Source organism: Streptomyces mesophilus, assembly GCF_011044995.1.
GTDB lineage: Bacteria > Actinomycetota > Actinomycetes > Streptomycetales > Streptomycetaceae > Streptomyces > Streptomyces mesophilus.
Genome location: NZ_JAAKZW010000004.1, coordinates 100,681 through 114,848, shown reverse-complemented (window position 1 = coordinate 114,848; position 14,168 = coordinate 100,681). Strand labels below are relative to the sequence as shown.

Here is a 14,168-nt window from a genome sequence, read left to right as displayed (position 1 = left end):
CATGGTTCGGCTTCCTCCTCGGTCCCGCCGGCACCTGCGCCGGCTTCGCTTCCGTGCCCCGAACGCGGCGCCTTATTCCAGCTGCCCCTCTCCTTCCCTGAGGGAATCTTTGTGTGCACCGGCGACATCGGGGCAAATGAGGCATCGGTCCCCCGCCCTCGCCGAAGGAGCAACGTCGTGCTGATACCCGACCCGAAGTTCGTACGCACCCTCTTGAGCCGCTACGCCGAACTCCAGATGCGCGCGGCACAAGCGCCGGACAAGCTGGTGCGGCCGCGAGCCCCGGCCGGCCCGCGCAGGCAGCCTGATACGCCCTCGGAACAGACATGAGGAGAACTCGTGGCCACTGACAAGAAGGACGCCGTAGAGCTGATTCTCGACGACCACCGGCGGATGGAGGAACTGTTCCGCCGCATGCGCAGCGTCGAGGAGGACCGCGGCAAGGCGCTCGGCGAATTCTCCGATCTGCTGATCGCGCACGGTGAGGCCGAGGAGGAAGAGGTCTACCCCGCGCTCAAGCGCTTCCGCGATATCGACAACGAAGAAGTCCAGCACGGAGTGAAGGAGCACGCCGAGGGCAACGAAGCGCTTCTGGCGCTGCTCGAGGTGCCGGTGGTGGGCTCGGAGGACTGGGACGAGAAGCTGGAGAAGCTCTCCGAGGCGATCACGCACCACATCGACGAGGAGGAGCGGACCATTCTCAACGGGGCCCGGGAGAACGTCCCGCATGAACGCCTCGTCGAACTCGGCGCGTCCTTCATCCGGGCCCGGCAGCGGCACCTGGACGCCGGCAGCGGCGATGTCGACAACGTCCGTCGCATCGTGGCCGACGGCCCGGACGCCTGATCCGCCCCGCATGGCAGGCAACACGCATAATTCACGACCGCAACTCCCGCACGACCCCCATGGGGCGCACGGCCGGGTCCCCTCCTTCGCCGAGCGGTGGCGGCGCTTCAAGGAAGGGCCGTTCCTGCCGGCCACCGTGCTGCTGTTCATCCTCGCCGCGGCTGCCGGCCTGTTCGCCGGCAGCTATACGTACTCCATGGCCAACCCCACTCCGCGCCACATCCCCACCGCGGTCGTGGGTGCCTGGGACTCCGGCCGGAGCGAACAGTTCGTCGCCGGTATGGAGAAGGCCCTCAATGCGTCCCTTGAGCTGAAGCCGTATGCGGACGGGAAGGCCGCGCGGGAGGCCGTCGACGACCAGAGGGTCTTCGCCGTCCTGCAGCACGGGAACGGGGACCGCGTGACGCTCGACGTCGCCGGCGCCTCCGGCTCTTCCGTGGCCCAACTGCTCCAGCAGGCCGCGCCGAAGGTCGGCAAGCAGGTCGGCGTGCCCGTCACCGTGCGGGACATCAAACCGATGCAGCCCGGCGACCCGCGCGGCCTCGCGATCTTCTACATCTCGCTCGCGGCCGTGATCATCGGCTTCGTCGGCGCGATCCAACTGAGCGTGCATGCCCGCGATCTCAACCCCACGGAACGCATCGGCTTCACCGCCGCCTACGCCCTCCTGGGCGGATTCACCATCGCGGCCGTCGTGGACTGGCTGCTCGACGCGGTGGACCTGCCCTTTGTGCAGTCGTGGCTGATCCTCGCGCTGACGATGTTCACGTCCGGCATGGTCTTCACGATGTTCAACACCCTCTTCGGCAGGTGGGCGATGATCCCGACGTGGGGCCTGATGGTGCTGATCGGCAACCCCTCGTCGGGCGGGGCCGTCTCCTGGCCCCTCCTCCCGTCTCCGCTGGGCATCCTCGGCCAGTGGCTGCCACCGGGCGCCTCCGTCAACGCCCAGCACACGGCCGTCTACTTCGCCGGCCACCAGCACGTATTCCCCTACCTCGTGCTCGGTGCCTGGGCCGTGGTCTCCAGCGCCGTGTTCTGGACCTGGCGCCACCGACACCCCGGCGGCAGATCGCCGACCGCGGCTCACGCGGCGGTGGCCGCGGGCTGACCCTCGGCCACCGCCGCGTGAGCCGACGTTTGTGTGGGAGGGGCTCGGGCAACCGACACCCGGTCCGCTCACCACGACGAAGAAGGGACTGAGTATGTCCGAACCGGAAATCACCCGTCGTGAAGCGCTCCAGCTGAGCGTCGATCTGAGCGACCAGGCCGAACGGGAGCACCGCACCCCGTACGCGCTCTACGTCGTCTTCGAACTCCGCTCCCAAGCGGCCGCGGAGGCCTTCGACAAGCTCGTCGCCGACGCCCTCGTCGGAATCGAAGGCGAGACGGGCACACTCGTGTACACCGTGCACACGCCTGAAGGAGGGCCGCTGACCCGGGTGTTCTACGAGCTGTACGCCGACCGCGACGCGTTCCTCGAGCACGAGGCGCAGCCGCACACGCGTCACATGCTCCAGGCCCGTGAGCAGTACCTGACCTCCGCCCCGAAGGTCGTCTTCCTCCACCAGCACCAGGGCAAGCTGCCGCACGGTCCGCTGTAGACCGCGCGGCGCGTGAGGCGGGCCCCGGTCAGACCGGATAGGCGTACTCGACGTGGATCAGACGCGCGACGCCGGCCAGCAGGAACACCGCCGGCAGCAGCAGCCACCAGCGGGCGAGGGTGCCGCGTCGTACCGGTACGTACGTCAGGAGAAGGGTGAGCGTGCCGAGAACGCACAGGAAGACGGCGGCCGCGGCGATCCCGTCGATCGCGGCCGTATCCCAGCCGCCTTCGGGCCGGATGAACAGGGCACCGTAGCCGACATAGCAGCTGAGCAGATTCGCCAGGACGAGTACGACCGTCCACGATCCGCGCGCCGCACCGGTCACACGTCCTGCCTCGCTCACTTGATGGCGCCCCTCGCGTCGTCCAGGTTCCGGTCGAAGCCCCGGCCATAGGCCTGGGCCTGGTCATTCTGCCAATACGGCCCGCCGTTGTAGCGGGCGGCCAGTTCCTGGCGCTGTTCGCGGGTCATCTCCTCGGCCGGAACGTCCGCGAAGCCGCTCTCCTCCTTGAGCATCTTCAGATACTCGCCGGCGATGAACATGTTCTGGCCCGGGTCCTGAAGGGCGGCCTCGATGGTGTCGCGCTGGCCCTCGGTCAGGTTCTCGGGGTCGTAGCCGAGCACCTCCGCGCCGCGGCGCACCTGCATCGCGATCGGACCGAAGGATGTCTCGTCGGGCGGGCTGGCGAGCCGGTCGATCGGCAGATTCTCCGGCGTCCAGGGAAGCCAGCCGCTGTCCGAGATCTCCCGGATCGTGTCGACGCCGTCGTCCATCCACCCCCACTGCCCGCCGATTTCCTGCCACGCGATGCCCGCGACCATGTCCGCCGGCAGTCCGGAACGTTCGGCGGCCGCCTTGATGATCTCCTTGTTCGCGGCGATCCACTCGCGCCTGTCCTGTTCATCGGACGGCACCGACCAGTACGCGTCCTCGGCCTCCGGCAACTGGGTGAGCCGCATCCGGATGTCGCGCAGCGCAGGCGACTCGTCCTCCGTGCCCACCCGTTGCGTGAACTCGGCCTTCGGACCGCTGCCCGCCAGCTTCGCCAGCGGGTCGTTCCTGGCCTGCGCCGCCTCGGCCCGCAGCGCCGGTATCGAGGAGAGCAGGTCCTTGGCGTCCCCGAAACCTCCGCCACGGAAGTCGGGCAGCGCCTTGTACGCGGCGTCCATCGACGCCGTACAGCTGTCCCTGGCCTCCTTCTCGACGCGCTTCGCCCGGCCGAACGCGGCGCTCGCGTCGTCGTGCGCGCGGTTCGCCTCGTCCTCGATGTCGTCGATGTCGACGGTCACTTCCGCCATCCAGTCCAGGAAGCCCGTGGTGCCGCGCAGGTCTTCCCACTGCCGCATCGGCTCGGCGCGCTGCGCCGTCTCCGTGACCGCCTCCCCCACCTGAGCGACCAGGCCCTTCAGCGTCGACTCCGCGCGCAGCCCGTCCGAGTAGTGCGACTTGGCTATCTCCAGTGCGCGCGCGTAGTGCAACAGCGCGCTCTGTGCCTTGTCGTAGCCGTCGGACAGATGCGTGACCAGCTCGTTCGCTTCGCGCAGCCGGTCGTCGTACGGCTTGCGGTTCTCACTCACCCAGTCCGTCTTCTTCGCCGCCCTGGACGCCGACGGCTCGATGCTCAGCAACAGATCGCGCAACCGCCGGAATTCATCGGCGTTCCGCTCGACGAGCGCCGCATTGCACCCTTCGAGGAACTCCACATCGGCACGGTAGGTATAGGCCACGGGTATCCCTCTCCCTCACCGCTTCTCGGGCGGCACGTACACGCCCGTTTCCAGCAGGGCGTTCATCATTCCGCCCGCCACTTCGCCGTCGTACGACACGTAGTTGCTCTTGGTGTCCCGCAGCCGCGTCGACAGCGCGGCAAGCAGCGAGGTCAGATCCTGGTACTGGTCGTCCGCGAAGCGCGCGAACCGGTCCACCTTCTCGGCCACATCCGGATGCGAACGGGGTGCGCGCGCCGTCGTGCACAGGTCCCCGTCCGGACGGCCCTCGTAGAGCAGCCCGGCCAGCTCGATCAGCAGATGCGAACTGCCGTCGAGCGACTGATGCTTCACACGGAACCCGTCGCCGGGACCAAGGCCACCGGCCCCGCCGCCTCCCGGCTCCGGCGCCACCTGATTCAGCCGCATCCCGGATGCCGCGGCGGCCGCATGCCGCTCGGCCGCGGCAGCCTTCAGCTGCTCCCACTCTTCCCACGCCAAAGCGAGCCCCCGTTGCCCTCTGTCGAACTCTCAAGCGATCAAGGGTACTTGATCGAACAGGGGCGGCCTCAGCCGCGAGGGGGCCGATCGGCGCGCCGGCCGCACGGTGCCGGGCCGGCGCTCCCGAGCTCAGCGGCTCTCGAACGTCCAGCCCTGGTAGTTGTACGCCGAGGCGCTGTCGCGGACGGCGCCGACAATGGAGTCGCACATCTTCGCCGCGACGTCGCCGGACTCGCCCCGGGTGAGGACGATGCCGTACACCACGCCCCGCATCTCCTCGAGCGAGCCCACCGTCACACCCTGCCCGGTGCTCGCGTTCGTGCACTTGATCTGCATGCTGTTACCCACTCTCGTCAGGGCATCGGAAGGGCGTGTGCCTCGGCTGCGAACGTCGCAGCCGAGGCACACGCGACCATGTCCCATAACGTGGCGTCACCGCCGCGGTGCCGCATCCGCTGGTCGCCCAAACGGAGGCCGGTGGTCCCGCGACGACCCCAGCCGCGGCCCACCCCTTCAGCCCATTCCTCCGATGTCTGGCCGTTCAGGATCAGTGCCCGTCGTCACACGCGCGAGTGGTGGAGCTCGAAGGCGGCGATCGAGGCCGCCTCGCGGGATGCGACGATGCGCAGCCGCCACTGACGGGCCGTCACCACGGCGGGCAGGGCGAGGATCCGGGAGGCACCGATCGTGCCGACCGTCGCCACGTGATGCCAGCCCCCGGCCGTGCGTGCCTCGACGACCGCCGATTCGACCTGCTGGCCCTGGCGGATGTCCTCGGCGAGCCGGATCCGGTCGACCGCTTGCTCCCGGCCGAGGTCCAGCGTGAGTGTGCCCTCGGACGGCGCGGGCGACGTCCACGCGGTGTCCGGGTCGCCGTCCACCGCATGGCCGGGTCGGCGGCCGTCGCCCCGGGCCCGGGAGTCGCGGGCGAGATCCTCCGGCAGCTCGCGTGCCAGCCGCTCACGGAACTCCCTGAGGACGGCGACGTCGGCGTCGGGCAGGCGGCCCTGCTGGTCCGGGGGGATGTTCAGGAGCAGCACGGAGTTGCGTCCGACGGAGCGGAACCAGAGGTCGGTCAGCTGCTCCACCGACTTGGGCTGCTGGTCCGCGTGGTAGAACCACCCGGGCCTGATCGAGACGTCGCACTCCGCCGGCCACCACTGCAGGTGCTGGGCCAGCGGCTGCGCCTCCACCAGCGCCGCACGGCTGCCCTGGTCGGCGGCCTCGTAGTGGAGGGCATAGTCGGTGCGGCCGTAGTCCTTCTCCCGCACCGGGACGACGCTCCACTCGTCCTCGCGCGCGAGCCCGCCCTCGTTGCCGACCCAGCGGACGTCGGGACCCGACACGGCGATGGAGGCGTCCGGCGCGAGGGTGCGGATCAGCTCGTACCAGCTGTCCCAGTCGTAGCGCTCCACCTTGTCCGGGGGGATACGGCCCTGGGCGCCGTCGAACCACACCTCGTCGACGGGGCCGTACTCCGTGAGCACCTCGTAGAGCTGATTGAGCATGTACGCGCCGTAGTCGGTGGCCTGGAGGTCGAAGGTGCGCGGTTCCTCGCCCGCCCGGTCGTCGCCGTCGGTGAGCGTGGGCACGGTGTGCGTGGTGCGGGCGCTGCCGTTGGCGTAGACGCCGTGCAGGTACTGGTTCTCGTCGGCCGGGGAGATATAGACCCCGACCTTGATGCCGTGGCCGCGCATCGAGTCGGCGAAGGAGCGCAGCACGTCGCCGTGGCCGCCCTGCCAACTGCTGGAGACGACGCTGTGCCGGGTGTAGCGGGAGGGATAGAGGACGAAGCCGTCGTGGTGCTTGACGGTGAGGATGGCGAGCTCGAAGCCGCCGTCGCGCAGGGCCCGTGCCCACTGGTCGGTGTCCAGGCCGACGGGCTGGAAGACATCCGGGTCCTCGTCGCCGGTACCCCACTCGAGGCCGGTGAAGGTGTTGACGCCGAAGTGCAGGAAGGCGGTCTTCTCCAGGCGCTGCCAGGTGATCTGACGCTCCGTGGGCCGCACGCGGGCCGCTTTGGCGACGAGCTGCTCGGGTGTGTCGTCCGTGCTGATCGGTATGCGGTAGTGCGGCTCGACGGTCGCCGCCGAAGGGCCGGCGGACGCAGGGGATGCCGCGCCCACGGTGAGCGCGTACGAGGTGCTCGACGCGGCGACCGCGCCGACGAAGAGACGTCTGCTGATGGCCATGTGGGTCCTCCGGGACGGTCAGTGGGCGGCGAGGCGCCAGACGGCGGGCGGCTGTTGGTCGGCCGGGTACTGGAGCAGCCGGCCGTCCGCGGTGACGTGGAGGGCCATCTGCGTGATCGCGTTGGTGAGGCGGTAGCCGCCGCGGACCTTGGTGAGCTGCCAGCGCTGCAGGGTGTTCGTCGCCGAGCAGGTCTCCTGGGTGACCGGAGTGCCGGGCTGCAGCGGGGTGTTGAGGGTGAGCTTGCCGCTGCGCGTCTCGGCGCACCGTCCGGTCGCCGCAGAGGTCAGCGTGGCGTAGCCGTCGGGGGTGCGGCTGATCCGCCAGTCGGCCGGGGCGGCCCTGCCCTGGGTGTCGCGCAGGGTGTACGTGCCTTCGGCCACGGGCAGCCGGGTCAGGTCGCGGTGGCCCGGAGCGTGCCCCACGGTCTTGGCGCGGGCGGCGAACGCCTCGTAGGTGGCGTCGGGGTGGGGCACGCCCCACGTGGTCTGGGCCACGTAACGCAGCGGCAGGTCCATGGCCTCGGCGACTTCGTTCTCGGTCTCGCCGCGACCGTTGTCCGGCCAGAGGCTGATCTTCGCGCCGGTGATGCCCTCGCGTGAGGCCACCTTCTCTCCTTCGAAGCTGCGCGGGTCCCACCGCTGCTCGTACAGCGACTTGGTGTTCATGTGGAAGCCGCCGCGGACGAGGTAGAGCGAGTAGGAGGCGTTGAGCAACGGGTAGCCCTGGGCGAGGAGTTCGCTGGGTTTCGTCCGTACGTTCAGCCAGTGCTCGACGGTCGTACCGGGCTCGACGGGGACGGTGTTGTCGCCGGTGAGCCCGTCGTTCCAGATCCGCAGCCGCTTGCCCTTGGCCGCGGCGTAGTCATGGACCCGGTTGACGAAGTCGATGAACGCGTCCTGCGGGGTGGCGCCCGGCCCGTACTTCTTCCTCGCGTACTCCAGGACGTGCGGGTACTTGGCGAAGTCCGAGCCGAGCATGTATTCGTCGGCGCCCATGTGCCAGGAGTCGGCCGTGAACACCTCGCCGTACTCGTCGATCAGCGACGTGTAGTAGGCGAACGCCTCGGGTGAGGTGACGTCGAGCCGGGACGGCTGCGGCTTCCCGTCGCTGTCGGTGAGCTGGAGTTCGGGCCGGTTCTCGATCCAGGGGTCCATGTGCCCAGGGGAGTTGATCTCCGGGATGATGGTGACGTGGTACTTCTCGCCCAGTGCGACGAGCCGCCGGATCTCGTCCTTGGTGTAGTAGCCCCAGCTGTTGGCCTCGGGGTGGGCGTCGCTCTTCACCTTGAGTTCGAGCAGCAGCTGGTTGAGCTTGTGGTACGCCATGTCGCGTACGAGGTTCTCCAGCCACTGCGTGGTGATGTGGATGTAGCAGGCGCAGACCCCGACGCCGCGCTCGGCGTACTGCGGGACGTCGACGGTCCGCCCGGCCGGTATCCGGTGGCCCCCGGCCAGGAGTTGGAGCAGGGTGCGGGTGCCGTAGAAGGCCCCGGCCTCGGTGGCGCCGGTGATGGTGAGGGTGCGTCCCGCCGTGAGGGCGTACCCCTCCTTGCCCAGAGCACCCTCGCGGGCAGGGTCGACGCGCACGACCACATCACCGCCGCGGACGGCTCCTTGGCCGCTGTCCGCGACGGGTACGGCGCCGTGGCCGGCCTGGCGGAGGTCCTCGGCGAGGGTGGCGGCGACGTCGCGCGCCTCCTTGTCGTGGACGTCCACGACCAGGCGCGTGTGCCGCCCGAAGGAGTAACTCCCTTCCTGGGGCGTCCAGTCCGACAGGGCAGGCACGGTGACGGGCGGCGCGGCCGCGGCGACCGAGGCGGCGGAGGCCGAAGCGGCGGCGCCGGGCAGGGGGGCCGCGATCATCAGCAGGGCACCCGCCAGCGTGGCAAGCAACCAGGGGATCGATCGTCTGCGTAGCACTGCGACTCCTGTCGAAGTGTGAGGTACAGGGGCGGATTCATCGGATCTCTGCCCGCCGATCCAAGCCAGCGACGCAGAGTCGGTCAACATCCCGTACGGAAGAAGCGCAGAACATCCAATTCCGCTTGGACTTTCGGGCCGTACGTCGACCACGAGACGACGAGCCAGGTGTCTCCACCAGGCCTGCCGGGCCATTGCGTCGGGGCCGGTACGGGTGTTCGCTGCCCATGGCACCTGTGCCTCCGGGCGGCCACACGCCGGGCCCGGCACCGGGATCGCCGCTCACGCACACCTCAGTGGTATGTGGCGTCCGAAGGGACAGAGCATGCTCAGGTTCGACTTTCCCCGAGTGACGCGGCCTCCCGCCCCCAGGCGGCTGCTGCGGACCTCCGACGGCGACACCCCCGTCATCGACCAGCCGGTGCGCATGGTGTCGGTGGACACACCCGAGAAGGCGCACTACGCCGGGCTGCCCGCCACCGCCCAGATGAAGCTGGACCGTTGCCGGTCCCGCCTGAGCGACGGCACCTTCGACGCCTTCCTTCCCGAAAGGCTGCGCGCGTACCTGGCCGGCCGGCTGACCCCGACAGCCGCCGAACGGCACATCGCCGCGGGCAATCGCGCGAGTGCCGAGTTCGACGCCCTCCTTGACCGGCGGCTCACCCGACCGTCCGGGCCGCGGCGCAGAGCGGCGATCATCCCGACCGGCGAGATCCTCGACCGGTACGGCCGGCTCCTCGCCTACCTGGCACCCTGGTTCGACGCGGACGCCTCGGATCCCCTGCCACCCAGGGACCACCCCGACCGCCGTACGTTCAACCTGGACATGGTCGCCTCCGGCTGGGGCGCCATGTTCCTCGTCCACCCCTCACTCCCCCACAACACCGACCTGAACCGGCTCGTCACCGAGGCCGACCGGGCGTGGAGCGAACGGCGGGGCGCGTGGGCCGAGTTCGGCGAGGATCTACTGCTCGCGTACGAGTTCCGCGCCTGCGTCAAGCTGGGTTCCGAGAAGCTGGACGACCCCAAGGCGGCGGTCGACGACGCCTATCAACGCGTCTGTGTCGACCTGCGCGACCTGCGCGTCGTAGGACTGCACGGCTATCACGAAGTGCCGCCGTCACACCGCCTGTTCATCTGGGCCGACGAACTCGAGCAGGCTCGAAAGGACCTCGACCTGCCCGGCCATTGAAGGTGCTGCCCTACGTCAGTTCCCGAGGGTGTGGCAGGTGAGGGCGGCGTGCAGGGTGGGCAGGTCGGTGGGGCGTGTGGCGTCGAGTCCGGTGAGGGCGGTGATCTTGCGGAGTCGGTAGAGAACGGTGTTGGGGTGGACGTTGAGGGCTTGGGCGGTCGCGCGACGGTCCAAGTCGTGGCGCAGGAAAGCCGTCAGCGTGAGCAGAAGGTCGGCGTGCGCGTCCAGCGGGTCGAGGAGACCGGCGACGTGGGCGTGGGCGGGGCCGGGACGTGAGAGCTGGTACTCGAGGGCGAGGTCTTCAAGGCGGTAAAGGCCCGGTGGGCGTGCCGAGGCGGCGGCGATACGGGCCAGTTCGGTGGCGACGGGCCACACCTGGGCGACGTCGCCGGGCCGGGCCGGCACCGCCGCGGCGAGGACGGTGGCGCCCGCGGCGCGCTGCAGACGGGTCAGGAGTTGTGTGGTGCCGTCCCAATGAGCCGGGGTGAGTTCGGCGGGGTCGGTCTCGCTGGGCAGGAGCACCAGGCCGCCGGTGGTGGTCAGTGAGGTGAGGGCGGTTCCGCGGGTGTGCAGGGCGAGTTCCGTGTGCAGGCGCCTGAGTTTGCGCTGGGCCGCGGCGTTCGTGTCGACACCGGGAGCGTGTTCATCGGCGTGCGGCCCGGTGACCAGCGCGAGAACGAGGTAGCCGGCAGGGAGCGTGAGCCCCGCTTCCTTGGCCGCCTCCTCGTCGACGCGTCCTTCGCGCAGGGCGGTCAGCAGCAGTTGGCGGGCGCTGTGCCGTTCGCCGACGGTGGTCTGCATCTGGTGCACGTAGCCGGCGGTGACGGCGGTGGTGACGTGCTGAAGGTATGCGACGAGCAGGCTGTACATGGCGGTGAGGGCCGGAAGGTCTTCGGGCCGGGCCGCCGCGGCGAAGTCGTCCGCGCAGGTCCTGGCCCCGAGGAAGTAGGCGGAGACGATGGCTTCGGCCGGCAGCCCTTCCTCCGCCCGGCGGGTGGCCGAGCCGGTCAGCAGGGCGAGTTGCTCGGGACCTGGCATGGAGCCGCTTTCCATTACCCGCGCGAAGTCGTCGAGGCCCCGGCGGATCATGCGCGCCACATCGCCGGAGAGCTGTTCGGTGGGCAGCTTCCGGTAGACGGGGAGTTCCGCGGTCAGTCGCTCCAGGATCGCCGCCTCCAGCCGGTGGGCGGATCCGCGCAGGTACTGCTGCACAACCTCGCCGGCGCCGCCCGTCGTCTCGGCGTTGTACGCGGACACAAATCACCCCTCGGAATGCTGTTTCCCGGACCGGAAGCACGCCGAGCGTGTGCCGTCATGATGTATCGCACCACAAACTTACCGGCCGGTAAACAGTGCTGTCCGCCTGCCGGCCCGCCCCCGATCCCTGGCATTGCGGTGCGTTCGCGCGCACCGCCCTGAGTCGAAGGAGCCGCACGTGAACGTCAGCCTGCGCACGGCACTGGCCGCCACCGTGGCCGCCACAGCCCTGGCAACGACCCTGGTCTCACCGGCTGTCGCTGCCGAGAGCACCGAGCCCCTCGAGTACGTGGCCCTGGGCGACTCATACGCCGCCGCCCCTCTCGTACCGCCGATCGACCCCTCGAACCTGTTGTGCCTGCGCTCGTTGGCTGACTACCCGCACATCGCGGCCAAAGCGCTGGGTGCCGAGCTCACCGATGTCAGCTGCTCCGGTGCGACCGCCGAGCACTTCACCGCCTCCCAATACCCGGGAACCAAGCCTCAGTTGGACGCCCTCACCAAAGAGACGGACGTCGTCAGCATCACCATCGGCGGCAACGACGCGGGACTTGTCCCCGCCGCCCTGGGATGCGTCAACCTGCTGGCCAAGCCCCTCGGCAGCAGCTGCGCGGCCAGGAACACCAAAGGCGGCGTCGACATCGTGAAGGCAGGTATCGACGCCTGGGCCCCGAAGTTCGCCACCACCCTGGACCAGGTCCGGCAGCGAGCCCCGCACGCCGAGGTGTTCGTCATCGGGTACGGCAACTACATCCGCCCCGGCGGCTGCTTCCCCACCCAGCCCATCTGGGACGTCGACGCGACCTACATCCAGGGCGCCACCTCCCACCTCAGCGCCGTGCTCAGGACGACGGCCGAGCAGAGCGGCGCGACCTTCGTGGACACCTACTCCCTCGGCATCGGTCACGACTCGTGCGCGGCACCCGCCGACCGGTACATCGAGGGCCTCGTCCCCGCCCACGTCGCCACCCCGCTGCACCCCAACGCGAACGGCTCCAAGGCCATCGGCAGGGCGCTGGCCGCCGCGGTCCTGTCCACCCCGCGCACCGGCTGAGCCGACCTGCCCGCGTCCGGAGGGTGGTGGCGAGCGGCGCGGCACTCCACGATGCTCCCTGCGGTCGCACACCGGCCGCTCGCACCCCTCGCAGGCGCGGGAACACGCTCGCTGCCTGCACCCCTTCGACCACGGGACACCGATGAACGACTCCGTACTCATCACCACCGGCCTGCCGATCGCCCTGGCCATCATCATGTTCGGCCTCGGACTGTCCCTGACCACCGATGACTTCAGGAGGGTCAGCCGGACACCGAAAGCGGTCATCGTCGCGCTCGTGCTGCAGGTACTGGTGCTCCCGCTCGTGGCGTTCGGGCTGGTCAAGCTGTTCGACCTCGACCCGTTGCTCGCCGTCGGTGTGATGCTGCTCGCCGCGTCCCCCGGCGGGACCACGGCCAACTTGTTCAGTCACCTCTTCCGCGGAGACGTGGCCCTCAACGTCACCCTGACCGCGATCAACTCGGTACTCGCCGCCGTCACCATTCCGATCATCACCAACCTCGCCATCGACCACTTCGACGCCCAGGGCGACCTCGGCCTGCAGCTCGGCAAGGTGGTGCAGGTGATCGCGATCGTGCTCGTCCCGGTCGCCATCGGCATGGCGGTACGCCGGCGCTCCGCCGAGTTCGCGGCGCGCGCCGACCGCCCCGTCCGGATCTTCTCCATCGCCGTACTGGTGATCGTCTCGGTCGGTGCCCTGCTCGGCGAGCGGGAGAATCTGGCCGACTACCTTCAGCAGGTCGGCTGGGTGACCGGCATCTTCTGCCTCGCGAGCCTCACCCTCGGCTACGGCGTCACCCGGCTGCTCCGCCTCGACAGGCGCCAGGCGATAGCGAGCTCCATGGAGGTCGGGATCCACAACACGACCGTGGCCCTCACCATCGCCCTCAGCGTTCTGGACAGCACCGAAGTCGCGATCCCCATCGCCGTCTACTCGATCCTGATGTACGTCCTCGCGACTGCCTTCGGCTACGCGATAACGCGGCGGCACTCGGACAGCTCGAACACTCTGGACGAACCGGTCGGCTGACGACTCCGGTACCTCGGCGCACACCGTCGCGCCCAGGGTGCGTCGTCACCTCCCCTGGCTCGCGTTCATCGGAAATGGGACCCTTCGAGGCAGATGGGACGCGCCTGGGGGGGCATGACACATGGGGACTTGGACGGCCGGGCTGCTCGGCCCGCTGCTGGGCGGCGTCGCCGTCGCACTCACCACGTACTGGACGACCCGCGCGCGGGCGCAGGCAGAGGCGCGCAAGCTGGACGCGGAGGCCGAGAAGACCAGGGCCGAGACGACGAAGATCCTCGCCGAAGTCGGCATCCACGCCCAGCCGGTGCCCACGACTCATGAACTCCCCAAGGGCTGGGGTGCCTCGGGCGGAGTTCCTGAAGACTATGAAGTCGGGGTCGATTTCGACCTGCTCCCGTCGCGGCGCGCGTGTGCCTTCATCCGGTCCCGGGAGCAGGGTCAGTTCGAGTACGCGTCACTGCTGCAGACGATCAGGGCCGACGACTACCGAGGTGCACGGGTCGAGTTGTCGGCGATGGTGAAGGCGAGGGATGTGGCGAGCTGGGCCGGCCTGTGGATCAGGGTCGACGATGCGTCGGACAACATCCTCGCCTTCGGCAACATGTACCACGCGGAACGGCGCATCACGGGGACGCAGAACTGGCGAAGGTGCAGCGTGGTTCTGGACGTGCCCGAAGCCGGCGCGTACCTCAACTTCGGGCTGGTGATGCAGCGAACCGGGCAGGTGTGGATGTACGACGTCCAGCTCGAAGTGGTCGACGACGACGTGCCGGTGACGGACTTCTTGGCACTGCTGCCTCGGCGTCCGACGAACCTGGACTTCGAGGACGGCGTGAGCTGAGCCTGCGCTGAGCACGGCCCC

General features: G+C 69.5%; 15 protein-coding genes. 8 read left to right on the top strand and 7 right to left on the bottom strand.

From position 1 onward, the window contains the following. Positions 1 to 177: 177 nt before the first annotated feature. From G6045_RS02800 to G6045_RS02785, 4 genes are all read left to right on the top strand, one after another. Complete coding sequence (locus G6045_RS02800; protein ID WP_165330128.1) at positions 178 to 330, top strand: DUF5133 domain-containing protein; 153 nt, start codon at positions 178 to 180, stop codon at positions 328 to 330. A 9-nt stretch (positions 331 to 339) separates the two neighbouring features. Beyond that, positions 340 to 846 carry a hemerythrin domain-containing protein gene (locus G6045_RS02795; RefSeq protein ID WP_328707633.1) on the top strand — a complete coding sequence of 169 codons (507 nt, stop codon included), beginning with the start codon at positions 340 to 342 and terminating at the stop codon, positions 844 to 846. Positions 847 to 856: 10 nt separating this feature from the next. Beyond that, positions 857 to 1,957, top strand: a complete 1,101-nt coding sequence (locus tag G6045_RS02790; protein ID WP_165330127.1) for an ABC transporter permease — start codon at positions 857 to 859, stop codon at positions 1,955 to 1,957. Between the two features lie 94 nt (positions 1,958 to 2,051). Further along, a complete protein-coding gene (locus tag G6045_RS02785; RefSeq protein WP_165330126.1) occupies positions 2,052 to 2,450 on the top strand; it encodes a putative quinol monooxygenase in 399 nt (132 codons plus the stop codon). A gap of 28 nt (positions 2,451 to 2,478) precedes the next feature. On the opposite strand, the gene G6045_RS02780 is transcribed toward G6045_RS02785, so the two are convergent. From G6045_RS02780 to G6045_RS02755, 6 genes are all read right to left on the bottom strand, one after another. After that, positions 2,479 to 2,796, bottom strand: coding sequence for a hypothetical protein (locus G6045_RS02780; RefSeq protein WP_165330125.1), 318 nt, complete (start codon positions 2,794 to 2,796; stop codon positions 2,479 to 2,481). Further along, the gene (locus G6045_RS02775) at positions 2,793 to 4,181 is read right to left on the bottom strand and encodes a hypothetical protein (RefSeq protein ID WP_328707632.1); all 1,389 of its coding nucleotides are present in this window, start codon (positions 4,179 to 4,181) and stop codon (positions 2,793 to 2,795) included. Before G6045_RS02775 ends, G6045_RS02780 begins: the two co-directional genes overlap by 4 nt. A gap of 15 nt (positions 4,182 to 4,196) precedes the next feature. Beyond that, on the bottom strand, positions 4,197 to 4,661 hold the full coding sequence (locus tag G6045_RS41160; RefSeq protein WP_235967479.1) for a hypothetical protein: 465 nt from the start codon (positions 4,659 to 4,661) through the stop codon (positions 4,197 to 4,199). Between the two features lie 129 nt (positions 4,662 to 4,790). Beyond that, positions 4,791 to 5,009 (bottom strand): hypothetical protein, encoded by a 219-nt coding sequence (locus tag G6045_RS02765; RefSeq protein ID WP_165330124.1) that lies wholly within the window; start codon positions 5,007 to 5,009, stop codon positions 4,791 to 4,793. A gap of 212 nt (positions 5,010 to 5,221) precedes the next feature. Continuing rightward, positions 5,222 to 6,853 (bottom strand): alpha-L-fucosidase, encoded by a 1,632-nt coding sequence (locus tag G6045_RS02760; RefSeq protein WP_165330123.1) that lies wholly within the window; start codon positions 6,851 to 6,853, stop codon positions 5,222 to 5,224. Between the two features lie 18 nt (positions 6,854 to 6,871). Continuing rightward, positions 6,872 to 8,716, bottom strand: coding sequence for a family 20 glycosylhydrolase (locus G6045_RS02755; protein ID WP_165330176.1), 1,845 nt, complete (start codon positions 8,714 to 8,716; stop codon positions 6,872 to 6,874). Positions 8,717 to 9,122: 406 nt separating this feature from the next. Between G6045_RS02755 and G6045_RS02750 the strand changes: the two genes are divergently transcribed. Beyond that, positions 9,123 to 9,965, top strand: coding sequence for a hypothetical protein (locus G6045_RS02750; RefSeq protein ID WP_165330122.1), 843 nt, complete (start codon positions 9,123 to 9,125; stop codon positions 9,963 to 9,965). Positions 9,966 to 9,980: 15 nt separating this feature from the next. On the opposite strand, the gene G6045_RS42120 is transcribed toward G6045_RS02750, so the two are convergent. Further along, positions 9,981 to 11,222, bottom strand: coding sequence for a PucR family transcriptional regulator (locus G6045_RS42120; RefSeq protein WP_165330121.1), 1,242 nt, complete (start codon positions 11,220 to 11,222; stop codon positions 9,981 to 9,983). 178 nt (positions 11,223 to 11,400) lie between these two features. Between G6045_RS42120 and G6045_RS02740 the strand changes: the two genes are divergently transcribed. The 3 genes from G6045_RS02740 (at position 11,401) to G6045_RS02730 (ending at position 14,147) form a co-directional block, all read left to right on the top strand. Further along, entirely contained in the window at positions 11,401 to 12,276 is an 876-nt protein-coding gene (locus G6045_RS02740; protein WP_206343194.1) for an SGNH/GDSL hydrolase family protein, read from the top strand. A gap of 142 nt (positions 12,277 to 12,418) precedes the next feature. Beyond that, positions 12,419 to 13,306, top strand: a complete 888-nt coding sequence (locus G6045_RS02735) for a bile acid:sodium symporter family protein (RefSeq protein WP_165330120.1) — start codon at positions 12,419 to 12,421, stop codon at positions 13,304 to 13,306. A gap of 121 nt (positions 13,307 to 13,427) precedes the next feature. After that, positions 13,428 to 14,147, top strand: a complete 720-nt coding sequence (locus G6045_RS02730; protein WP_165330119.1) for a hypothetical protein — start codon at positions 13,428 to 13,430, stop codon at positions 14,145 to 14,147. Positions 14,148 to 14,168: the final 21 nt, after the last annotated feature.